The organism is Streptomyces sp. NPDC107471, from assembly GCF_055582845.1.
Genome location: NZ_JBVJPC010000007.1, coordinates 387,397 through 409,505, shown reverse-complemented (window position 1 = coordinate 409,505; position 22,109 = coordinate 387,397). Strand labels below are relative to the sequence as shown.

Sequence of the window (22,109 nt, the reverse complement as noted above, 5' to 3'; positions counted from 1 at the left end):
CCGGTGGACCGCCCGCCCCTGGGCGGTCCGGTTTGTTGCTCCGGTTCGAAAGGGGGGTTCTCACGCACGGCATGCCGGAAGGAATCTCCGTACCTGCCGGGTGAGCTGGCAAAGCTGGCCGACCGCCGTCGTGCTGTGCTTGTTCCGAAGAGACGACAGCCGGTCGCGCGGCACGACTCGGTCACACAGTGCGGTCACCGAGCACGGCACCCCCCTACCGCGCCCCGCGTCCCCCGTCGCGGTCCTTGAGCCCTCCCCTAGAGCCGCTCGATGACGGGACGAAGCGGGTGTGATGTATGACGGTATTGACGTTTGAACCTGTATGGCAAGACCTGGAACGACGTCTCACGTTTTTGTTGGTTTGACCGTTACCGACGCGCCGGAGCGGATCTTTCCTATTTTCTTCAGCAGCCTGTCGGCGGGTTCGAACAGCTCCGGACGTGCCACTACGGCGTTGCGCAGTGCCCGCACCGGAACCCGGCGGACGCGGTGTCCGACCGCGACCGGGTGCCGGCGCGTCACCCACCCCTCCGACACGGTCAGGTCCCGTGTCTTCAGGGAGTCCTTGTACTCCTTCCGCCCCCGGCCCAGATCGAGGTGGGCGATGCCGTCGGCGGCCGCCGCCTCGGCCATCCGCAGGTGCAGGACCAGGCCCGGCGAGTACTTCGCGTACCGCGGGTCGTAGGCCGGGAACCAGCACGCGAGCACCCGCTCGGTGCGCAGCCCGAAGTGGGCGGCCACCGGCTTCCCGTCGGCGTACAGCACCGACAGGATCCCGGCGAACGACTCCGTGCGGGTGTGGAAGAGCCGCTCCACCAGCCGGGCGATCCACCCGTGCGCGAAGCGGTCGCTGCGGCCGGTCCTGCGGTACTGGGCGGACTTCCAGTCCATCAGCGCGCGCAGGGCGGCCGGGTCGCGCTCGTCGTGGACGTAGCGCACCCCGCTCGCCGTGCGGGCCAGTCTGCGCTCCTTGGCGAGGGTGGTGCGGGTGAACTTCGGTGCACGCTCGCGCAGTCCGGCCAGATAGGTCTCGTACCCCTCCTCGACGTCCATCACCGGAGAGGGGAACCGGCCGGAGGCCTCCGCCTCGAACGGCCCCTGCCCCTCCACCAGATGGTCGAACTCCCAGACGACGAGCCCACAGGCACGGAGCAACTCCCGGGCGTCCCACGTGAATCCGGGCCGGTGCACCAGCCCCTGGGCGTCCGAGACACCCAGTCCGACGGCCCGGCCGACACCGGCGGCGGTCCGCTGGAAGGGGAGGAACGCGGCCGGCTCGCCCTGTTCCCGTACGACCGCGATCCGCACGCCCCGCCTGCACCGGCCCACCGCGAGCGCGAACTCGGGGGACAGGAACGGGTTCGCCAGGCCCGGCGAGCCCTGGAGATGGGCCTTGGACTGCAGAGCGGTCCACGCCACCCGGTCGGCCTCGCTCAGCTCGCCGGGGCGGTACACGCTGATGTCCACGTCAGACGTCCTGACCCTTCGCCGTACGGCGCCGCAGCAGCAGTACCAGCAGAAGGATCAGGACGCTGAGCACGGCCGTCGCCACGACCCCGCCGCGCGCCGACCAGCGGTGCGTGGCCAGCATGCCCTGCGCCACCAGCATGTTGAGGACGACCGAGCCGGCCAGCGAGGCCAGCGTCCGGGCGAACGGATCGAAGCCGCGCAGGGCGGCGGCGATGCCCGCGGCGGGCGCCACGAGCAGGAAGAAGAGCGTGAGCGGGGCGCGCAGCGGTGAGTCGGAGCCGGTGAGCGCGAGCAGTGCGCCGCATCCCCCCACGGCCGTCGCGGCGCCCGCGAGCAAGGGCGTCAGGTCTCTTCCCGACGCACGGGAAGGTCTTTGGATGTCTGTTGTCTGCATGGGCGACGTTTCCCCCCAGAAAGCGCCGGATGCCGGGCTTCAATGTCGCGCAGCGCCCGGGGGAGCGTCAAGGGCGCACAACACCGCGGTCGATGGCGGCGGCACCGATTTTGGCATGGACACTTCCCGTCGCCGCGTGTCGTTGCTACGACGGTTACGGCAGAGATCCTGCTAAAGGGAGGTTCCATGAGACGTTCCCGATTTGCCGCGTACGTCGGCTCACTCCTCCTCGCCCTCGCCGCAGTCCTCACCGGGACAGGCACCGCCCACGCCGCCGAGGGCCCCTATGTGGCCCTGGGAGACTCGTATTCCTCGGGTGTCGGCGCCGGCAGCTACCTCTCGTCGAGCGGCGACTGCAAGCGCAGCACGAAGGCCTACCCCTACCTCTGGGCGGCCGCCCACTCACCCTCGTCGTTCGCCTTCACCGCCTGCTCGGGCGCCCGTACGGGTGATGTTCTGGCGAACCAGCTCACCCCGCTCAGCTCCGCCACCGCCCTCGTCTCCATCAGCATCGGAGGCAACGACGCCGGCTTCGCCGACGTCATGACGACCTGTGTGCTCCAGTCCGACAGCTCCTGCCTCTCCCGGATCAACACGGCGAAGGCGTACGTCGACTCGACCCTCCCGGGTCAACTGGACACCGTCTACACGCAGATCAGCGACAGGGCCCCCAACGCCCACGTCGTCGTCCTCGGCTACCCCCGCTTCTACCGGCTCGGCACCACCTGCCTCGGCCTCTCCGAGACCAAGCGGAAGGCCATCAACGACGCCGCCGATCACCTCGACACCGCGATCGCCAAGCGGGCCGCGGACCACGGCTTCACCTGGGGCGACGTCCGCCCCACCTTCACCGGCCACGAACTCTGCTCCGGCAGCGCCTGGCTGCACAGCCTCAACCTGCTCAACATCGGCGAGTCCTACCACCCGACCGCGGCCGGCCAGTCCGGCGGCTACCTCCCGGTCCTGAACAGCGCGGCCTGAGCATCCCTCACGGGGAAGCGGAGGAGGAGGCCCCGCCGGTGGTACCGGTCGGGGTCTCCGTCACGCACGTCAGCGAGAACGGAACCGACTCGGACGTCTTCTCGACGGGCTCGCGGACCTCCACGCTGATGGTGTCCTCGAACGTCCCGCTGTCGTCCTGCGTGGTGACGAACCGCCGGTCCTCCTGAGTCCTGCCGCCACCGGCCGGGAACGTGAGCGTCTTCCAACTGCCGTTCACCGAGCCGTTCTCCGACACCCAGCGGTAGGTCACCGTCGCCGGGAGCCGGCCGACCGTCAGCCTGACCGTGAAGGTGGGCGCCGCTGACCGGTCCGGCGGGCAGGTGCCCGTGTAGTCGGTGTGCGAGCCCGACAGCGACACGTCCACCGACTGCGGCGGGGGCGCGCTCGTGGTGCTCTTGCTCGGACTCGGCGACGGGGTGTCCTCACCCGTCTCGTCCCTCCCGGTCGGCGCGGGCGAACTGACCGCCGGAGCGGTGTCCTTGGCGGTCTCCCCGTCCTTGTCGCCGTCGTCCCGGTTCAGCAGCGCGTACGTCAGCCCCGCGATCGCCAGCGCCAGGGCCAGCACGCCCGCGACCAGGACGACGGCCGCCCGGCGGTTGCGCTCCGGCGGCCGGGAGGCCGTGGTGGGCGTGGACGTGGGAGTGGGCGCGGGCCGGTACGGGGCCGTCGGAGGCTCCTGCGGGAAGGGCGCCGCGACGGTCGGGGCGTACGGCCCCGCCTGCACGGCGTCCGCCCGGGGCGTGCCTCCCGCGCCGATGATCCGCAGCTCCTGCTCGGCCTGCTCGGCCGGCAGCCGCTCCGCCGGGTCCTTGCGCAGCAGCCCCTCGATCACGGGGGTGAGGGGACCTGCCCGGTACGGCGGCGGCAGCTCCTCGTCCACGATCGCGCGCAGGGTGCTCAGCGGGGTGTTCTGGCGGAAGGGGGAGTTGCCCTCGACGGCGGCGTACAGCAGCACGCCCAGCGACCACAGGTCGGACTCCGGGCCCGGGGTGCGGCCCAGCGCCCGCTCCGGGGCGAGGAACTCGGGGGAGCCGATGACCTCGCCGGTCATGGTGAGCGCGGCACTGCCCTCGACCTGGGCGATGCCGAAGTCGGTGAGCACCACGCGGCCGTCGTTCGACAGCAGTACGTTGGCGGGCTTCACGTCCCGGTGCAGCACCCCGGCCTCGTGCGCGGCCCGCAGCGCGGAGAGCACCTCGGCGCCGATGTGCGCGGTCCGCTGCGGACCGAGCGGGCCCTCCGCGTCGAGGAGTTCGGCGAGCGAGATGCCGCGCACCAGCTCCATGACGATCCAGGGCCGGCCGTCCTCGGTGGCCACGTCGTAGACCGTCACCACATTGCGGTTGGCGACCCGGGCCGCCGCCCACGCCTCGCGTTCGAGGCGGGCGTACAGCCGCTCGACCTCGTGCGTCGGCAGTCCGTGCGGCGCGCGCACCTCCTTGACGGCTACCTCGCGGTGCAGCACCTCGTCACGGGCCCGCCACACGGTTCCCATGCCGCCCTCGCCGAGCGGGGTCAGGAGGCGGTAGCGGCCCGCGATCACTCGTTCACTGCCCGGTTCTTCGGACACGGGCGTCCCCCATTCGCATCCGGGCGAAATCTCCACTCCGCGTGATGTTGCGCGTGAATTCTGTACAAAAGTAGCTCAGCCGAGTGCGGATGCCGCCCCCTTGAGCACCAATCCTGCCCCGAGAGCCACCACGACGAACGCCGACATCAGGGGCGCGGTCCTGCGCACCAGCGCGGTCATCGGGCTCGCGGCCAGGCGGGGGCGCCTGTCCAGCAGCCGTGTGACTCCACTGCCCAGCCTGACGACGGCGAATCCGGCCGCGGTCAGGGTCAGGGCCAGCCCGACCCCGTACGCCACGACGAGCAGCAGCCCGAACCAGGCCTGTCCCAGCGCGGCGGCACCGACGAGCACGACGACGGCGGACGGGCTGGGCACGAGACCGCCGGCGAAGCCGAGCAGGATCGTGCCGCGGAGGGTGGGGGCGACGGCGTGGCTGTGGGTGAAGCCGCCGTGGGTGTGCTCCAGGGTGTGGGGGTGGTCGTGGCCATGGTCGTGATCGTGATCATGGGGGTGCGGGTGGCCGTGGTCGTGCGCGTGATCGTGACCGTGTGCATGCCCGTGATCGTGGCCGTGGCGGTGGTCGTGCGGGTTTTCCGATGCGTGGGGGTGGTTGTGCGGGTGTTCCAGTGCGTGGGTGTGCGGGCGGGCCGTCGCTGTCACCGCTGCCGGGGAGGTCTCCGTGTGGGCGGCGACCAGGACCAGTGAGCGTTCCTCGGGCCGGTCGGTGTCGGTGTGGGCGTGGTCGGCCGAGTGGTCGTGGTCGTGCGTGTGTCCGTGCTGGTGGGCGCGGGTGCGCAGGGCGCGGCGCAGCAGGGCGACGCCCGCCGCGGTCACCATCACCCCGCTGGCGATGCCCAGCCATGCGATCACCGAGGGCGCCGCCGTCGAGCCGGCCGCGACGAGGAGGCCCAGGGCGACCACGCCCAGGGTGTGGGTGACGGTCACGGAGGCGGCCAGCGGCAGGACGTCCTTCATCCGGGCCCGGCCGCCGCGGGCCGCGGCCACCGCGGCCATCAGGGTCTTGCCGTGCCCCGGGGCCAGCGCGTGCAGCGCGCCGAGGGCGACCGCGACGAGCAGGGCGAGCGCCGCGAAGCCGACGGTGAGGTCGTGCCGGGCGACCAGGGAGTCCAGCGCGCGGGTCCAGCGGTCGGCGCCCCGGGGCAGCACCGAGGCCGCGGGGGCGTCCGACCGCTCCTCGGCGAGGGCCGCCCCACCGGGCCGCACCCGCAGGGAGGCGGTGACGGTGTCGGCGGGGGAGGACAGCAACTCCTGCGGATACGACGTCAGTTCGTCGGACACCGAGGTCTTCGGCACGTCCGACGCGGTGAGCGTCATCCGGTCGCCGCGCGCGGTGATCTCGCGCCAGCCGGGCCCGGAGTCGGTGCCCGCGCTGTGGAAGCCGAGCGTGACGTCGGAGTCCTCGGGCAGCGGGGCGGTCAGCCGGCACTCCACGCGCAGGGTGTCGAGCCCCGCCTGGCCGGGACGCACGCGCGCGCGGCTGCTCTGCGCGGTGAGGCGGACCGTACGGCCGCCGACCGTGAGCTCGGTGCCGTCGGCGGCGTTCCGGCAGCGCCGGCCGGCCCACTCGGTCATGCCGAGCCTCTCGATGTCCGGCCGGGCCTGGGTCGCGGGGATCTCGGCGAGGTCCTCGACGTGGTCGACGCGGAGCAGGCCCGGGGCGGCGACCAGACCGTCGTAGCGATTGACGGTGAAGTTCCCGAGAGGGTGGGCGCTCGCGCTGCTGGAAGGGAGCAGCGCGAGCGCACAAGCCGCCGTCAGGACGGCCGTGAGGGACGCGAACAGACGGCGGGGCTTCAACGGGCCATCTCCTTCAGTGCCTTGCGGGCCTCGCGGGCACCGAGCGGGGAGAAGCCGGGGTTCAGCTTCAGGGCGGAGGCGAGTTGGGACCGGGCTTCCTTCCGGTCGCCCGCGGCGAGCTCGACCATCCCGCGGTGGTAGCGGAAGGAGGCGTTGCGGTAGCCGGTGGCGGTGGCCCGCCGGGCGTAGGGCAGGGCCTCCTGGTCGCGGCCGTTGACGTGCAGGGCCCAGGCGAGGGCGTCCGCGGTGTGCACGGTGTGCCGACGGGCCCACTCGGCGCGGGCGGCGCGCAGGGCGGCGGTTCGGTCGCCGTGGTCGGCGGCGGCCATCGCGGTGTCGAGGTCGGCGTTGACGCCGTTGGCCCGGGCGAGGGCCGTCCAGGCGTCCACGAGCGCGTACTGGTCGCCGGCCCTGGCCTTGTCGCCCGCACCGCCCCGGTCCTCGTACAGCTCACCGAGCGCGACGAGCGGCCCGGGTAGCGGATACCGGGCCACGACCGCCTCCATGCCCTTGATCGCGGCCGCCCGGTCCCCGCTCGCGGCCTGCGCGCGGGCCCTGCCCTCCAGGGCGGGGAGGTAGGCGTCGTCGGCGGCCAGGGCGCGGGCGTAGTCGGTCAGGGCCGTGTCGTGGTCGCCCTGGTTCCAGGCGAGTTGGCCCAGCGCCGTGGCCACGTAGGCGATGTCGCCCGGGGTGGTCGCGCTCGACAGGGCCCGCTCGAGGACGGAACGGGCGGTGCGGACGTCGCCGCGGAGTTCGTGGACGTAGGCGTAGCGGGTGAACACCGGTATGCCGGGGCGCCGTTCGTCCGCGAGGTCGGCGGCCTCGGCCGCCTCGTCGTAGCGGCCGAGTTCGACGAGGGCGTCGATCCGGGAGCAGAGGGCGCGCTCGCTGTACGGGTTCTGCCTCAGGGCCTGGTCGGCGTACCGGAGGGCGCCCTTGAAGTCGTGCCGGGCCGCGGCGAGCGCGGCGAGACCGGCGAAGCCCTGCTCGTTGTCGGCCCTCAACTCCAGTGATTTCTCGAGGGCTTGTTCGGCCTGCGGGTAGCGCGAGGGGTCGCCCTTGGTCCGGGCCTGTTCGACGTAGGCGAGCCCGAGGGTGGCCCAGCCGCCGAAGTCCTTCGGCTGGCCGCGCAGATGGGCCTGCACCGCCCTGATGCCCGCGTCGAGGTCCCCGCTCGCCATCAGCCCGGGCGAGACCGCGGGGGACGTACTGGCGACGGTGGCCGGGCCGCCGTCCCGCAGCGCCCCGAAGGCGATCGACCCACCCGTCAGGGCGACGGCCAACAGGGCCGCGCATCCTGCGAGTTGAGCGGCCCGCCAGCGCCGACCGGCAGCCGCGACCCGCCGCACGGCGGCGACCTTCTCGTCCTCGGACCGAGCAGAGGGCGTCACGATCTCCGAGGTCTCCGACGACCCGTCGTGCTCGTTCTCGGCTGCGCTGTCGGTAGTGGACCCGGACATTGCCCTCTCCTGGTTCTGTGGTGATCGTGTGGTGCGGCGCGGCCTGCACCGTGGGGGATGGGTACGTGCAGGCCGCGCCAGTAACGGGGGTGGCTGCGAGGCTTTCAGGGGCGCGGGGAACTGCGCGACCGGCCCCCACGGACCCGCAGCCGCCGGCCGACGGATCGAGGCACCCTAGTAGGCACGCCTCCGCATCCGGCGCCACCACACCAGCGCCGCCCCGATGAGCACGATCCCGGCCGCACCCGCGCCCGCGGACCCGGCGATCAGTGACATGTTGTCCGACCCGGAGGACCCCGCCGGCGACAGCGCGTCCCCGAGCTGGTTGCGGACGTCGTTCCCACCGGACGTGCCCTTGGCGAGCGGACCCCGCGAACCCTCCGTCGGCAGCGCGACGTACGGGAACGACTTCTCGAAGTCCTTGTCGTTCTTGTCGACCGCGTCACCGAGGTCGTTCTTGGACCCGACCAGCTCGCCCTCGACGACCTGGAGCGACGCGTCGATCACGTCGTCGGTCAGCCGACGCCCGTTCGGGAACCCGGCGTTGTCGCCATCAAGCACACCGAGCCGCTTCGGAGAATCGGTGGGCTTGATGGACGTGTTGAGGCGCAGCTCCTCCGCGGGCCGCACGTGGGGCGGCTGGTTCAGCCCCTTCACACCCTTCAGGAAGACGTCCACGAGGTCGTTGCGGGGCTCCTTCGGGGCCGGGATCTTGTAGATCGCCTCGATGAGCTTGGGCAGTTCGGGGTTGGTGACGTTCTTCAGGAACTGCGCGTCGTCCCAGGGCGCGGACGCGTTGAACTTGTCCTTGTCCTTCAGCGGGTTGACGACCTCGTTGACGAGCGGGTTGCCGAGGCGCGAGACCTGGGAGTAGTAGCCCTGCGCGTTCCTGCGCTGGGTCGTCGACCAGATGCCCACCACCGGCTGGTGCGAGGACTCGGTGATCATGTCCGTCGGGACCTGCAGGGCGATGGAGTTGACGTTGTAGCCCTTGAGCGTGTCGTTGCCGACCTCGCTGAGGTTCCCGCCGTACAGCAGGTCGAAGACGCGCAGGTCCAGGAAGAACGGGTCGTCGGCCTGGCCGGCGAACGCCGTCGCGTCACCGGGAAGCTTGTAGACCGCCTGGTCGCGCAGCTTCTCGTAGTTCGGCATCGACGCCTTGCCGACGTTCGACGGCGCCACCGGGATGTCGTCGGCGACCTTCGTCTTGTACTGGACCTTCTGGTTCTTCAGCCGGAACAGCTCGATGTCGTACGTCTGCGTGACGTTCAGGTCCGGGTCGTCGAGGCTGTCGACCGCACCCGTGTTGTACAGGAACGTCTTCTTGTTCTTGATGTGCGTCTTGAAGGTGAAGCGGTAGAGCAGTTCGCCCTGTCCGTCACCGTTGTTGTCTATGTGGATGTCGTACTGGGCGTCCTCGGCGAACTGGTAGAAGTTCGGGCCGCCCGACGGGTCCTCGAAGGGGATCCAGTTGGCGATGATCGTCGTCGAGTCCGGCTTGTCGGGGCTGACGAACGCGTACACGTCGGTGTTGTCGTACTGCGGGTCGCCCGAGATCAGCGGGGCCTCCCGGTGACTGGAGGCGGAGGCCGCCCCCGGTTCCAGCGTGGCCACGCCGGCGGCTGCGAGCCCCCCGGCGGCCAGCGCACCACATACGAGGGTCGCGAGACTCCTGCGTCCCGAGCCGCTCCTGGAGATAGGTGTCATGCCGTCCGTCCTCAGTCCAACTTGCCTGACGCTCGGGGATTCGGAGTGGTGGCCGGGCCGGATTGGTCGAATCTCAAAACTTCTTTTCTGCTGCTCGACCCGCGTTTTCGACGATCTGATCCGTAACCCCATCCGGAGGTGTGTTCGTTGCGAATACCTCGTGGGACGGGACGGCCCAGATGCGGCTTTGCGGGAGGGGGCGGCGAGTTGGAGGCGGACGAGCTACTGCTGCTCGTGGCGGGCGGGGACCAGAGGGCGTTCGAGGAGCTCTACGGGCTCGTCGCCGGGCCGGTGTTCGGGCTCGTACGGCGTGTGGTGCGTGATCCGGCGCAGTCGGAGGAGGTGTCGCAGGAAGTGCTGCTCGAACTCTGGCGGTCCGCCGCGCGCTTCGACCCGCGCCGGGGCAGCGCGCTGTCCTGGGTCCTCACCCTCGCGCACCGCCGGGCCGTCGACCGGGTGCGCAGCGCCCGCGCGGCCGGGGAGCGCGAGCAGCGCGAGGCGCGCCGGGCCCACCACCCCGCCTTCGACCAGGTGACCGAGGAGGTCGAGGCGGGCCTCGAACGCGAATGGGTGCGCCGGTGCCTGGAGCGGCTGACCGAGCTCCAGCGCCAGTCGGTCACCCTCGCCTACTACGACGGCTACACGTACCGTGAAGTGGCCGAGCGGCTGAGTCTGCCGCTGGGGACGGTGAAGACGCGGATGCGTGACGGACTGACCCGCTTGCGGGAGTGCCTGGGAGGTGCGGCATGAGCCTCTTCCGCCGGGAAGATCTCCACTCCCTCGCGGCCCCGTACGCCCTCGACGCGCTGGAGCCCGCCGAACGCGCCCGCTTCGAGCGGCACCTCAAGGGCTGCGACAGTTGTGCGGCCGAGGTGCGCGCGCTGTCCGAGGACGCCGTACGGCTCGCCTGGTCGGCCGCCGCTCCGCCGCCGAGCGCGATGCGCGACCGGGTGCTGGCCGCCGTACGGGCCACCCCGCAGGAGTCCGCCGCGCGGCCCGAGCCGGCCCGCGTACGGCCGGAGCCCGCCCGCGCGCGCCGGGTGCAGTTGCCGCCGCACGTCTGGGGTGCGCAGCCGCCACCCCGGCAGCGTCAGCGGCGGCCCCTGTTCGTGCCCTTCGCGACGGCCACCGCCGCAGCGGCCCTCGTCGTCGCCTCCCTGTTCGCCGTCCAGGCCAACCGCACCCAGGACGAACTGGACGCGCAGAAGGCCCAGGCCAGTGAGATCGCCCACGTTCTGCAGGCCGCGGACGCGCTGGCGACCCGGAGTCAGGACGCCCAGGGCCGCACCATCGGAGTGATCGCTTCCGCATCCGAGGGACGTGCGGTCGTCACCCTGAGCGGGTACCCCGCGCCTCCGAGCGGCCGGGTGCGCCAACTGTGGCTCATGCGCCCCGAAGGGCAACCGCGCTCCCTGGGGCTCTTCGCCGCCGACACGCCCTTGGTGGCGAGCGGACTCGACAAGTCCGCGACATCACTCGCAGTGACGGTCGAGCCCGACGGGGGATCACCGCAGCCCACTACCCAGCCGGTTGTCCAACTCGCCCTGAAATCTGTTGGATTCGGAGAGTAATCATGGAGGGGTCGTCAACGCCCTTGCGGGGAAGGTGAATCCTGTGACGCCGATACACGTGTGCCCCGCAGGGGCGATAGGGTTACCCTGCCCGGGCCGGGTGGACTCGTACGGGTGGGGAGTGACATGGAACAGATAGCAGTGCGCAGGGCGAGGGTCCCTGCGATCACCTGCGGGAGCAGCGCGACCAGTTCGCGCCTCGACCGCCATCTCTCGGTGCTGTCGGGACCTGCTGTCCCGCAGCGGGAGACGGCCGAGGCGACGTCGCTGATGCTTGAGCTGACCGCGCGTGACACCAGCAAGCAGGAGCGTAGTGACAGGGGTGCGCGGGTTCGCCGTGTCTCGCTGTTCGCGCCTCTGCGCCGACTGCGCCGTTCGCTGTTCGGCGGGCACTGAGCCCTCGCCGCCCGGTGTCGTGCTGCGATCCTGCCCGTCATCCCCACGGCATGCAGCACGATCCAGGTGAGTCGGCCGAGCGCGGGACCCGTGCCCCGGCTCGGCCTCCCCGTACGCAACACCTTTGGCATGCACGCCTCCGAGGTCGGCCCGGGCCCCGGCAGGGCTCGAACTCCCCTCCCGGCAGGAGGTGTTCAGCTCCCGCCGTGCGCGTACCTGCGTACGGCGAGCGGTGTGAAGACCGCGATCAGCACCGCACACCACAGCAGTGACCCGGCGACCGGATGGGCCACCGGCCAGGCGGCCCCCTCCGGCACGGGCGCGTTGCCGAACAGGTCCCGCAGGGCCGTCGTCACCGCGCTGATCGGGTTCCACTCGGCGAGGGCGCGCAGCCACCCGGGCAGCCCCTCGGTCGGGATGTACGCGTTCGACAGCAGCGGCAGGACGAACGTCGCCCCGCCGAGCTGACCCGCGGCCTCCTCGCTGCCGGTGAGCAGACCGAGGAAGATCCCGATCCAGGTGGTCGCGAACCGGAACAGCAGCAACAGCGCGCCGGCGCCCAGCGCCTCGAGCGCGGACCCCTCGATCCGCCAGCCCACCGCGAGCCCGACCAGCAGGAACGGCACCGTGCCCGCGGCGGTGACCACCACGTCCGCGACCGACTGCCCCAGCGGCACGGCCGCCCGGCTGATCGGCAGGGTGCGCAGCCGGTCCGTGACGCCCCGGTGGACGTCCTGGGCGGCCTGGAACATCCCGGTCATGATCCCGTTCGCCGCCGTCGCCACCAGCAGGCCCGGCACCAGGAAGGACCGGTACTCCCCGCCCGGCATCGCCAGCGCGCTGCCGAAGACGTAGCCGAAGAACAGCAGCATGGTGATCGGCATGGTCTGGGTCAGGATCAGCAGCCCCGGGTTGTTCCGGACCCGCCGTAGCTGACGGCCCAGCATCGCGCTGCCGTCGTAGGCCAACGTGCTCATGCCGCAAGCTCCTTGGTGAGTCGCAGGAAGACGTCGTCGAGGGTCGGCGGCCGGATGCTCGCGTCGAGCAACGGCACCCCGGCCGCGTCCAGTTCGCGCACCAGCCGGGGCAGGGTGAGCGTGGTGTCCCGGGTGACCGCGCCGACCGCGTTCCGGTCGTGGTCGAACGACGGTTCCCCGCCGGTGAGTCGGTCCAGGACACCGGCCGCCCTGCCCAGCGCGTCCGCGTCCGCGACGACGACCTCCACGTGCTCCCCGACCAGTGCCTTGAGCTGGGCGGGCGAACCGGTGTGCGCGACCCGCCCCTGGTCCACCAGAGCGATGTCATGGGCGAGTTGGTCGGCCTCCTCCAGGTACTGCGTGGTCAGCAGCACGGTCGTGCCGTCCGCCGCGAGATCGCGTACGGCGTCCCACACGAAGGTGCGGCCGGCCGGGTCGAGCCCGGTCGTCGGCTCGTCGAGGAACAGGATCTCGGGGCGGCGGATCAGACTGGCCGCCAGGTCCAGTCGGCGGCGCATACCGCCCGAGTAGGTGGACGCGGCGCGGTCGGCGGCCTCGGTCAGCCCGAAGCGGTCGAGCAGCTCGGCGGCCCGCTCGGCCGGCCCCCGCACGCGGTGCAGCCGGGCGAACAGCCGGAGGTTCTGCCGTCCGGTGAGGTCCCCGTCGACCGACGCGTACTGCCCGGTGACGGCGATGGCGCGGCGCACCGCCTCCGGCTCCCGCACGAGATCGCGCCCGGCGACCCGCGCGGACCCGGCGTCCGGCCGCAGCAGCGTGGTCAGCAGCCGTACGGCAGTGGTCTTGCCCGCCCCGTTGGGGCCGAGGATGCCGCAGACCGTGCCCGGAGCGACCGCGAGATCCAGCCCGCGCAGGGCATGGACCTCCCCGAAGCGCTTTTCCAGACCTTCACTAAGTACAGCGTACGTAGAAGTCATGGCAGGACCATAGCGCACTACGTACGCTGTACGTAACTAGGATGGTGGCCGAGGTGATGATCGATGGCGGGCCGAGCGGCCGTACCCGAAGTGATCTGGGCCCGTCCCGAGCGGACAGGTCGCGGACCGAAGCCCGCGTTCACCAGGGCGGACATCGCGGCGGCGGCGGTGCGACTGGCCGACGCCGGAGGGCTGGACGCTGTCTCCATGCGGCACGTCGCGGCCGAACTGGGCTGCGGGACGATGTCGCTGTACAACTACGTCCCCCGTAAGGAGGACCTGTACGAGTTGATGGTGGACGCGGTCAGCGGGGAGCACGAGCTGTTCGAACCGACGGGCGACTGGCGGGCCGACATGCTCCGCAACGCCCGCCAGACCAAGGCGCTCATGCACCGGCACGCCTGGATGGTGCGGCTGATGTCGGGGGTGTACGGCTTCAGCCCCAACGCCCTGCGCTACCTGGAGCACTGCCTCGCCTGCCTCGACCCGCTGGACGCCCCCGCCGGCACGAAGATCGAGCTGGTCGCGATGCTCAACGGCTGTGTGACGACATACGTCTCGAACGAGCTCTCCACGGCCGAGCGGGTGCGGTCGCTGCCGTGGACCGAGGAGCAGGAGAACGCGGTGCGGATCGCGTATCTGGGCAGCCAGGTGGCGTCCGGGGCGTATCCGAGACTGGCCGCGTCCTTCACGGAGGACTCGGGGCCGATCGATCTGGACGCGGTGTTCGAGCGGATGCTGGGGCGTGTGCTGGACGGGTTCGCGCCGCGCGGGTGACCGTGGAGTGCCGGGTGCGGCGCTGGTCGCGCCCGCGCGGCGGTAGCCGCGAATTCAAAGCAGCCCGCGCCCCTGGGGGCTACAGCAACGTGAGTTGACCCTCCGGGCCCTCCTCGTGGCCGTCCAGGACCGACGCCGGCCTGCGTGACGAGTCCGGAGGCGGCAGCACTCCCGCTCCCCGCAGCTCGGCCGTCGTGATCCGTGACGTCAACTCGTCCTGGAGCGGCTGGAGATCCGCCAGCAGCGCCAGCACGGTGATCAGCTCCAGCAGTTCCGACGTCCACGTCTGCGGCCAGGTCGCCGGGCGGATCGCGGACAGCGTGCCCGGCTCCGGTTCCGCGACCCGGGCCGCGAACCACTGCTCCAGCACCCGCACCCCGCCCGCCTCGAAGTCCCAGGCCTCCGGCGGCACCGGGGATACCCGGCCCTCGTCCAGCAGCAGGGCCTCCTCCTCGCGGTCGTAGTCCAGGAGCACAGGGCGGGACGGCAGGGGCGCGCGGACGTACGGGCGGCGGCCGCCGGGCAGCTTCGGGCGGTCGCCGTGGCGACGCATCAGCCACAGCGTGCGATGGCCCGACTCCACGCCCCGCAGCCACAGTTCGGGATCGTCGGTGAACGGGACCGTGAGGTCGGCGCGGACCGCCGTCAGGATCCAGGCGAGGACGTCCAAGGGCTGCACCGGGACCCCGAGCCGGGTGCGCAGGTGCTCCAGGAGGCCCGGGGCCAGGTTCGCCTCGGTGCCGCCGGGGCGGCGGTACAGCGGGCGGACGCGGCTCGGTCGGAGCAGGGGGAGGAGGGAGGTCGCGAGGAGCCGGGGGCCCTGCCCGTCCGTGGGTGTCTCCACCACGAACACCTGGGCGTCGTCCGCCACCCGCCACAGCTCGGGCCGGGCGGCGTCGATCAGCCGGTGGTCGGGGATCAGCCACTGCTCGTCGAAGGGTGCGTGCAGGACCCGCACCGGCTCCGGGCAGGGGCCGGTGGCGCGGGCGAGTCTCTCGGTGCCGCCCGTGCGTCCCGGAAGCTGTCCGACCGCCGAGCGCAGGGTGCGGGAGCGCGTCGGCTCGAACAGGGCCTCCCGGTCGGGCCCCTCGGCCTTCAGCAGGGCGTCCCAGCGGGCCTTGAGGGATGCCGCGTCGGGGCCCGTCGGCCACCCCCGGCCGAGCCGCGGCGGTGCGACGGACCACGGCATGAGGTCCGCCAGCGGCGGAGCGTCGTCGTGCGTCACGCTGGGCATCGTACGACCTTTCACCGACAGCCAGCCGGGGCCGGTGGGCTCACGTGGCGTCCAGGGTGACGGTGAAGGAGAACCGGTCCCCCCGGTAGTGGATCACCGCCGCGTCCAGCACCCGGCCCTCCGTGTCGTACGCCAGGCCCGTGTAGTGCAGGATCGGGCTGAGCAGCGGGACTTGGAGCAGCCGGGCCGTCTCCGGGTCCGCGAGACGGGCCTCCACGGTGTCCGTGATACGGCTGATGTCCGCCCCGACGACGTCCCGCAGCACCTTCGTCATCGGCCAGCGCGCCAGGTCGGACGGGTCGATGAGGGCGGCCAGTTCGGGGCGGAGGTAGTTGCGGGCGTGGTTGGTCGGCTCGCCCGTCCGCTCGTCGCTGCGCAGCCGGTGGTACGCCGTCACCTCGTCCAGGTCCGGGAAGTGCTCGGCGAGTTCGGACGGCACGGCGGACTTGCCGTGCTCCAGCAACTCGGTCGTCATACCGGACTGCTGGGCCACGATCGCGTCCACCGAGCCGAGCAGCCGGACCGGGCTGCCCCGGCGGGCGTCCGGCTCGATGAAGGTGCCCCGGCGGCGGTGCCGGGTGATCAGCCCCTCGTCCTCCAGCTCCTTCAGCGCCTGACGCATGGTCAGCACGCTCACGCCGTAGTGTCCGGCGAGCTGTTCCTCGGTGGGCAGGCGCAGCGGGTCCTGGGGGGAGCGGCCGAGTATCGAGGCGCGCAGGGACTGCGACACCTGGTACCAGAGCGGCAGCTTGCGGTTCAGGACGATCGAGTCCGGGGCGAAGGAGGTCACGGGCTATCCGTACCTTCCGCGGATCGGTCAGTGCAACGGGCGGAAGTGGCGTTCCAGGCCCCGCCACACGTCGTCGTAGTGCGACTGGAGGTGGTCCGCCCCGGCCGCCTGGGCGGTGAGCGTCACCGGCCAGCGCGTCTCGAACATGAACGCCAGCCCGTCGTCGACCTTCTGCGGCCTGAGCTCGGCCGCGCTCGCCCGGTCGAAGGTCTCCCGGTCGGGGCCGTGCGCCGACATCATGTTGTGCAGCGAGCCGCCGCCCGGCACGAAGCCCTCCGCTTTCGCGTCGTAGGCGCCCTCGATCAGGCCCATGTACTCGCTCATCACGTTGCGGTGGAAGTACGGCGGCCGGAAGGTGTCCTCGCCGACCAGCCAGCGCGGCGCGAAGACCACGAAGTCGACGCCGGCCAGGCCCGGGGTGTCCGACGGGGACGTCAGCACGGTGAAGATCGACGGGTCGGGGTGGTCGTAGGAGATGGAGCCGATGACGTTGAAGCGGCGCAGGTCGTATACGTACGGGACGTGGTTGCCGTGCCAGGCGACCACGTCCAGCGGGGAGTGGTCGTAGGTCGCCGTCCAGAGGTTGCCGCAGAACTTGTTGACCACCTCCACCGGTCCCTCGACGTCCTCGTACGCGGCGACGGGGGCCAGGAAGTCACGGGCGTTGGCGAGGCCGTTGGCGCCGATGGGGCCGAGGTCGGGGAGCTGGAAGGGCGCCCCGTAGTTCTCGCACACATAACCCCTGGCGGACTCGTCGAGCAGCTCCACACGGAAGCGCACACCACGGGGAATCAGTGCTACATGTCCGGGCTCCACATGGAGCAGCCCGAACTCCGTGCGCAGCAGCAGTCCGCCGCGCTCCGGGACGATCAGCAGCTCGCCGTCGGCGTCGCTGAAGACGCGGTCCATGGAGGCGGTGGCGTGGTAGAGGTGCACGGCCATGCCGGTGCGCTGGGTGACGTCGCCGTTGCCGCCGAGGGTCCACAGGCCGGCCAGGAAGTCGGTGCCCTCGGGGGGCTCGGGCAGCGGGTTCCAGCGCAGCCGGTTGGGGTCCGGGACCGACTCGGTGAACGGGGCCGTGCGGATCCGGCCGTTGTGGGTGTGGGTGAACGCCGGGTGGGCGGCGGAGGGGCGGATCCGGTAGAGCCAGGAGCGGCGGTTGTGGGCGCGGGGCTCGGTGAACGCCGTACCGCTGAGCTGTTCCGCGTACAGGCCGAGGGGGGCGCGCTGCGGGGCGTTGCGGCCCTGGGGGAGGGCGCCCGGGACGGCCTCCGAGGCGTGCTCGTTGCCGAAACCGGAGAGGTGGGCCAGGCCCTCGGCGGTCTTCCGTGCGTCCCCGCTCATGATCGCTCCCTTGCGGTCTGATTCCTATGGGACACCGTAGGATTGCGGTTTCATCGGCGCAAGGGGTCATTCCCTGGAACCGATTCCCCCGCGGTGACCTCCTCAGGGAGGACCAGCAGAACCAGACCCCAGGGGGATTCGCGTTGTCGGACCGGTGTTCTACGCTCCCCGGCATGCAGTGGACGCGGGGACTCCTTGCCCTGCTCGCGGTCTGTGTCCTGCTGGTGACCGGATCCGTGAGCTGTGGCGCCGACGGGGCGAAGGACAACAGGGACGGACAGTCGGTCTCACCGGTGGGCAAGGTCCTCGACGACACCGATCACGAGGGGCGGCACTACCGGGAGGTCGACCAGGAGAACGCCCCCGAGGTCGGCATAGTGGTGCAGCCGGACACCGACGACGGCTGGACCGTGCGGCTGACCGTCGAGAACTTCACCTTCTCGCCCCCGGCGGCCAAGGCCAAGGCGGTCCCCGGCCGCGGGGTCGCCGTCCTCTTCGTGGACGACCGCCCCGTCACCACCCTGCGCACCCCGTCCTACCGCCTCGCGGCCGCGTACGTCCCGCAGGGCACCCACAAGGTCACCGCCCGCCTCTACGCCGACGACGGCACCGTCTGGGCCGTCGACGGCACCCCGGTGGAGAGCACGGCGGACGTGACGGCGTCGAAGCCGCAGGCGATGGGGGACACGGGGGGTGTGGTCGCCGCGGGCACCCCGAGGGACGTGCGCGGAACTGCACCGGCCCTGCCGACCACCCCGAGCGCTCCGCGATCGCCGCTGGTCAGGCGCTTGGGCAACGATGTCATAGGTCGGGGGTGGGCGGGGGGTGACGACGCCCCGACTCCGCCGACGGGCACGAACACCCACGGCTCGCCTCCGGCGGCGGGACCTGCGAGGGGAACGGGCGGCGTACCGGTCGCGCAGACCGACACGGACACCGGCAACGGCCTCGCGGCCCTGCGGTTCCGGCTCCCGGCGAGGGCGACTGACGACCTTCCGGCTGCTCGGGGCAACGGCGGTGCGGTCTTGGGGCTCCGGGCGAGCGCCAGCGGCGGCTTCCCCGCTTCTCGGGGCGGCACCGGCAGCACGGTCCGGGGGCTCTGGCTCCCAGCGAGCGCGACCGGCGGTCTTGCCGCTTCTCGGGGCGCCGGCGGCGCGGCCTTGGAGCTCTGGCTCCCGGCGAGCGCCAGCGCTGGTCTCCCCGCCTCTTGGCCTGGCACCGGCAATGGCAGCACGGTCTTGCGGTTCCGGCCCCCGGCGAGGGCGACTGACGGTCTTCCCGCTCAGGGTGACACTGGCGACGGCGGTGCAGCCGTGGGGTTCCGACTCCCGGCGAGCGCCAGCGCTGGTCTTCCCGCCTCTCGGGCCGACACCGGCAACGGCGGCGCGGTCTTGGGGTTCTGGCTCCCGGCGAGGGTGACCGGCGACCTTCCCGCCTCTCGCGCTGACACCGCCAACGGCAACACGGCCCTGCGGCTCCGGCCCCCGGCGACCGTCACCCGCGGTCTCCCCGCCCCGCAGGTCGGCGTCGGCGCGCGTGGCGGGACCTTGATAACCCGGCTCACGCAGGCCCCCACCGGCGTCACCCACGAAACGCAGCCCGCGGCGAGCATCGGCGGTGGTCGGTGAGTGACGCAGGCCCCTCGCCCCGTACCAGGTGGCAGGGTTCACCGGACGACCGCGGAAAGGCATCATGAAGCCCGTGCCCCAAGCGACCTCGCTTCGCCGCGCCCCCGTGCAGCGGCGCAGTGCCGAACGGCTGACCAGAATCCTCGACGCCTGCGCCGACCTGCTCGACGAGGTCGGCTACGACGCGCTCAGCACCCGCGCCGTCGCCGCGCGCGCCGGCGTGCCCATCGGCTCCGTCTACCGCTTCTTCGGCAACAAGCGGCAGATGGCCGACGCCCTCGCCCAGCGCAACCTGGAGCGCTTCACCGCCGGCGTCACCGACCGCCTCAAGGAGTCCGGCACGGACGGGGGCTGGCGTACGGCGATGGACGTCGTCCTGGACGAGTACCTCGCCATGAAGCGCACCGCCCCCGGCTTCTCGCTCGTCGACTTCGGCAACCAGATCCCCGTCGGCGCCCGGCACGCCGAACCCAACCACCGCGTCGCCGACCGCCTCACCGAGCTCCTCTCCGGCTATCTCTCCCGCGAGCCGGACGAGGATCTGCGCCGCACCTTCCTCATCGCCGTGGAGACCGCCGACACCCTGGTCCACCTGGCCTTCCGGGTGGCTCCCGAGGGCGACGAGCGGATCATCCAGGAGGCCCGGGAGATGCTGCGCGCCTATCTCGCGAGGGTCCTGGACTGACCCGGCCCCCGAGCCCTCCCCCGAGACCCCCTCCCCCCCCACCCCCTCCCCAGCATCCGTACCGGTCGGTATGCTCCCCGGGACAGGCACCGCTGCCCCGGGAGGACCCGTGTCCCGCACCGCTCTGCGTATCTGCCCCCTGTGCGAGGCCACCTGTGGTCTGACGCTCACGATCGAGGGGACCCGGGTCACCGGGGCCCGCGGGGATCGCGACGACGTGTTCAGCAAGGGGTTCATCTGCCCGAAGGGTGCCGCCTTCGGGGCCGTCGACGGCGACCCCGACCGGCTGCGCACCCCCCTCGTGCGACAGGGCGGGGAACTGCGCGAGGCCACCTGGGAGGAGGCCTTCGACGCGGTCGCCGCAGGCCTCCGCACGGCGGACGAGCGGTACGGGGCGAACTCGGTCGGCGTCGTCCTCGGCAACCCCAACGTCCACACCATGGCCGGCGCCCTGTACCCGCCGGTCCTGCTCGCCGGCCTCGGCACCCGCAGCGTCTTCACCGCCTCCACGGTCGACCAGATGCCCAAGCACGTCTCCAGCGGCCTGCTCTACGGCGACGCCAACGCCATCCCCGTGCCCGACCTCGACCGCACCGACCACCTGCTCCTCATCGGCGCCAACCCCCTGGAGTCCAACGGGAGTCTGTGCACCGCCCCCGACTTCCCCGGCCGGCTCAAGGCGCTCAAGGCCCGCGGCGGCACCCTCACCGTCATCGACCCCCGCCGCACCCGCACCGCCAGGCTCGCCGACCGCCACATCGCCGTCCGGCCCGGCACCGACGCCCTGCTGCTGGCGGCGATGGCACACGTGCTGTTCGAGGAAGGGCTGGTGGACCCGGGGGAGTTGACCCCGCACCTCGAAGGTCTCGACGAACTCCGTTCAGCCGTCGGCGACTTCACCCCGGACGCCGTCGCCGGTGCCTGTGACGTGGACGCCGGGCTCATCCGCACCCTCGCCCGCGAACTCGCCGCCGCCCCCACCGCCGCCGTGTACGGCCGCATCGGGAGCTGCACGGTACCGCACGGCACCCTGGCGAGCTGGCTCGTCGACGTGCTCAACATCCTCACCGGCAACCTGGACCGGCCCGGCGGCGCGCTCTTCCCGCAGGCGGCCACCGACCGGACGCCCCGGCCCGCGGGCCCCAGCCACGGGTTCGCCCTCGGCCGCTGGCACTCCCGGGTGAGCCGGCACCCCGAGGCCAAGGGGGAGCTGCCGCTCTCCGCGCTCGCCGAGGAGATCGACACCGCGACCGAGGAGGGCGAGCCGATCCGCGCGCTCGTCTCCGTCGCCGCCAACCCGGTGCTCTCCGCCCCCGACGGCGACCGGCTCGACAAGGCTCTCGGCTCGCTCGACTTCATGGTCAGCGTGGACCCGTACCTGAACGAGACCTCGCGCCACGCCCACGTCGTGCTGCCGCCGCCCCCGCCCTCGCAGAGCCCGCACCACGACTTCGCCTTCAACACCCTGGCCGTGCGCAACCAGGTCCGCTACACCCGCCCCGCCGTCCCGCTGGAGCCCGGCCGGATGGCGGAGACCGAGATCCTCGCCCGGCTGGTCCTCGCCGCGACCGGCATGCACGGCGCCGACCCGTCCGCCGTGGACGACCTGGTCATCGGCCAGACCCTCGGCAAGGCCGTCAAGGACACCCACTCGCCCGTGCACGGCCGCGAGCCGCACGAGTTGACGGCACTCCTGGAAGGTGAGACCGGCCCCGAGCGGCGGCTCGACATGATGCTGCGCCTCGGCCCCTACGGCGACGGCTTCGGCGTACGACCGGACGGGCTGAGCCTGACCAGGCTGCTCGCGCATCCGCACGGCATCGACCTCGGACCGCTGGAGTCCCGGCTGCCGCAACCGCTGAAGACCCGCAGCGGCAAGGTCGAACTGCTGCCGCGGCCGATCGCCGACGACCTGCCCCGGCTGCGCGAGGCCCTGAGCCACAAGGCGGAGGGGCTGGTCCTCGTCGGCCGCCGGCATCTGCGCTCCAACAACAGTTGGATGCACAACGTCCCTGCCCTCACCGGCGGCTCCAACCGCTGCACCCTGCACATCCACCCCGAGGACGCCGAGCGGCTGGGCCTGGCGGACGGCTCGGCGGTGCGGATCAAGGGGGCCGGGGGAGAGGTGGTCACCGAGGCCGAGGTCACCGACGGCGTGCGCCCCGGCGTGGTCAGCCTGCCGCACGGCTGGGGCCACGACCGCCCCGGCACCCGGCTCGGCCACGCCGCCGAGAACCCCGGTGTCAACGTCAACCAGCTCCTCGACGGCAGCCTGCTCGACCCCCTGTCGGGCAACGCGGTCCTCAACGGCATACCGGTAAAACTGTCCGCCGCGGCGACGCTGTGAGCAG

General features: G+C 72.2%; 19 protein-coding genes. 8 read left to right on the top strand and 11 right to left on the bottom strand.

Going from position 1 to position 22,109, the window contains the following annotated elements; translation table 11 throughout:
- Positions 1-345: 345 nt before the first annotated feature.
- Together ACZ66S_RS25370 and ACZ66S_RS25365 are read right to left on the bottom strand one after the other, a co-directional pair.
- A complete protein-coding gene (locus tag ACZ66S_RS25370) occupies positions 346-1,467 on the bottom strand; it encodes a GNAT family N-acetyltransferase (protein WP_469903798.1) in 1,122 nt (373 codons plus the stop codon).
- 1 nt (position 1,468) lies between these two features.
- A complete protein-coding gene (locus tag ACZ66S_RS25365) occupies positions 1,469-1,807 on the bottom strand; it encodes a hypothetical protein (RefSeq protein ID WP_469903797.1) in 339 nt (112 codons plus the stop codon).
- A gap of 243 nt (positions 1,808-2,050) precedes the next feature.
- Here ACZ66S_RS25365 and ACZ66S_RS25360 point away from each other — a divergent pair, with 243 nt between their 5' ends.
- Positions 2,051-2,845 (top strand): SGNH/GDSL hydrolase family protein, encoded by a 795-nt coding sequence (locus tag ACZ66S_RS25360; protein WP_469903796.1) that lies wholly within the window; start codon positions 2,051-2,053, stop codon positions 2,843-2,845.
- Positions 2,846-2,852: 7 nt separating this feature from the next.
- Here ACZ66S_RS25360 and ACZ66S_RS25355 read toward each other — a convergent pair whose 3' ends face one another.
- The 4 genes from ACZ66S_RS25355 to ACZ66S_RS25340 form a co-directional block, all read right to left on the bottom strand.
- Positions 2,853-4,436 carry a serine/threonine-protein kinase gene (locus ACZ66S_RS25355; RefSeq protein WP_469903795.1) on the bottom strand — a complete coding sequence of 528 codons (1,584 nt, stop codon included), beginning with the start codon at positions 4,434-4,436 and terminating at the stop codon, positions 2,853-2,855.
- 75 nt (positions 4,437-4,511) lie between these two features.
- Positions 4,512-6,254 (bottom strand): urease accessory protein UreH domain-containing protein, encoded by a 1,743-nt coding sequence (locus tag ACZ66S_RS25350; RefSeq protein ID WP_469903794.1) that lies wholly within the window; start codon positions 6,252-6,254, stop codon positions 4,512-4,514.
- Positions 6,251-7,714: a tetratricopeptide repeat protein gene (locus ACZ66S_RS25345; RefSeq protein ID WP_469903793.1), complete on the bottom strand. Its 1,464-nt coding sequence runs from the start codon at positions 7,712-7,714 to the stop codon at positions 6,251-6,253. The genes ACZ66S_RS25350 and ACZ66S_RS25345 overlap by 4 nt, the downstream gene beginning before the upstream one ends.
- A 174-nt stretch (positions 7,715-7,888) precedes the next feature.
- A complete protein-coding gene (locus tag ACZ66S_RS25340) occupies positions 7,889-9,421 on the bottom strand; it encodes a DUF4331 domain-containing protein (protein ID WP_469903792.1) in 1,533 nt (510 codons plus the stop codon).
- Positions 9,422-9,628: 207 nt separating this feature from the next.
- Between ACZ66S_RS25340 and ACZ66S_RS25335 the strand changes: the two genes are divergently transcribed.
- The 3 genes from ACZ66S_RS25335 (at position 9,629) to ACZ66S_RS25325 (ending at position 11,388) form a co-directional block, all read left to right on the top strand.
- Complete coding sequence (locus tag ACZ66S_RS25335) at positions 9,629-10,171, top strand: sigma-70 family RNA polymerase sigma factor (protein WP_469903791.1); 543 nt, start codon at positions 9,629-9,631, stop codon at positions 10,169-10,171.
- Positions 10,168-10,992: an anti-sigma factor gene (locus tag ACZ66S_RS25330; RefSeq protein WP_469903790.1), complete on the top strand. Its 825-nt coding sequence runs from the start codon at positions 10,168-10,170 to the stop codon at positions 10,990-10,992. The genes ACZ66S_RS25335 and ACZ66S_RS25330 overlap by 4 nt, the downstream gene beginning before the upstream one ends.
- A gap of 126 nt (positions 10,993-11,118) precedes the next feature.
- Positions 11,119-11,388: a hypothetical protein gene (locus tag ACZ66S_RS25325; protein WP_053852397.1), complete on the top strand. Its 270-nt coding sequence runs from the start codon at positions 11,119-11,121 to the stop codon at positions 11,386-11,388.
- Between the two features lie 194 nt (positions 11,389-11,582).
- Here the strand turns inward: ACZ66S_RS25325 and ACZ66S_RS25320 are convergent, their stop codons facing one another.
- Complete coding sequence (locus ACZ66S_RS25320) at positions 11,583-12,365, bottom strand: ABC transporter permease (RefSeq protein ID WP_469903789.1); 783 nt, start codon at positions 12,363-12,365, stop codon at positions 11,583-11,585.
- Positions 12,362-13,300, bottom strand: a complete 939-nt coding sequence (locus ACZ66S_RS25315; RefSeq protein ID WP_469903788.1) for an ATP-binding cassette domain-containing protein — start codon at positions 13,298-13,300, stop codon at positions 12,362-12,364. Before ACZ66S_RS25315 ends, ACZ66S_RS25320 begins: the two co-directional genes overlap by 4 nt.
- Positions 13,301-13,363: 63 nt before the next feature.
- Between ACZ66S_RS25315 and ACZ66S_RS25310 the strand changes: the two genes are divergently transcribed.
- A complete protein-coding gene (locus ACZ66S_RS25310; protein ID WP_469903787.1) occupies positions 13,364-14,077 on the top strand; it encodes a TetR/AcrR family transcriptional regulator in 714 nt (237 codons plus the stop codon).
- A 79-nt stretch (positions 14,078-14,156) separates the two neighbouring features.
- On the opposite strand, the gene ACZ66S_RS25305 is transcribed toward ACZ66S_RS25310, so the two are convergent.
- The 3 genes from ACZ66S_RS25305 to hmgA are packed head-to-tail and all read right to left on the bottom strand — an operon-like array spanning position 14,157 to position 17,445.
- Positions 14,157-15,311: a type ISP restriction/modification enzyme gene (locus ACZ66S_RS25305; protein ID WP_469903786.1), complete on the bottom strand. Its 1,155-nt coding sequence runs from the start codon at positions 15,309-15,311 to the stop codon at positions 14,157-14,159.
- A gap of 40 nt (positions 15,312-15,351) precedes the next feature.
- Positions 15,352-16,101 (bottom strand): GntR family transcriptional regulator, encoded by a 750-nt coding sequence (locus ACZ66S_RS25300; protein WP_469903785.1) that lies wholly within the window; start codon positions 16,099-16,101, stop codon positions 15,352-15,354.
- Positions 16,102-16,128: 27 nt separating this feature from the next.
- The gene (gene hmgA / locus ACZ66S_RS25295) at positions 16,129-17,445 is read right to left on the bottom strand and encodes a homogentisate 1,2-dioxygenase (RefSeq protein ID WP_469903784.1); all 1,317 of its coding nucleotides are present in this window, start codon (positions 17,443-17,445) and stop codon (positions 16,129-16,131) included.
- A 173-nt stretch (positions 17,446-17,618) separates the two neighbouring features.
- Between hmgA and ACZ66S_RS25290 the strand changes: the two genes are divergently transcribed.
- The 3 genes from ACZ66S_RS25290 to ACZ66S_RS25280 all read left to right on the top strand — a co-directional run bounded on the left by ACZ66S_RS25290 (position 17,619) and on the right by ACZ66S_RS25280 (position 22,105).
- Positions 17,619-19,073, top strand: coding sequence for a hypothetical protein (locus tag ACZ66S_RS25290; RefSeq protein ID WP_469903783.1), 1,455 nt, complete (start codon positions 17,619-17,621; stop codon positions 19,071-19,073).
- A gap of 64 nt (positions 19,074-19,137) precedes the next feature.
- Positions 19,138-19,758: a TetR/AcrR family transcriptional regulator gene (locus tag ACZ66S_RS25285; protein ID WP_469903782.1), complete on the top strand. Its 621-nt coding sequence runs from the start codon at positions 19,138-19,140 to the stop codon at positions 19,756-19,758.
- Between the two features lie 109 nt (positions 19,759-19,867).
- Complete coding sequence (locus ACZ66S_RS25280; protein ID WP_469903781.1) at positions 19,868-22,105, top strand: molybdopterin oxidoreductase family protein; 2,238 nt, start codon at positions 19,868-19,870, stop codon at positions 22,103-22,105.
- Positions 22,106-22,109 lie beyond the last annotated feature (4 nt).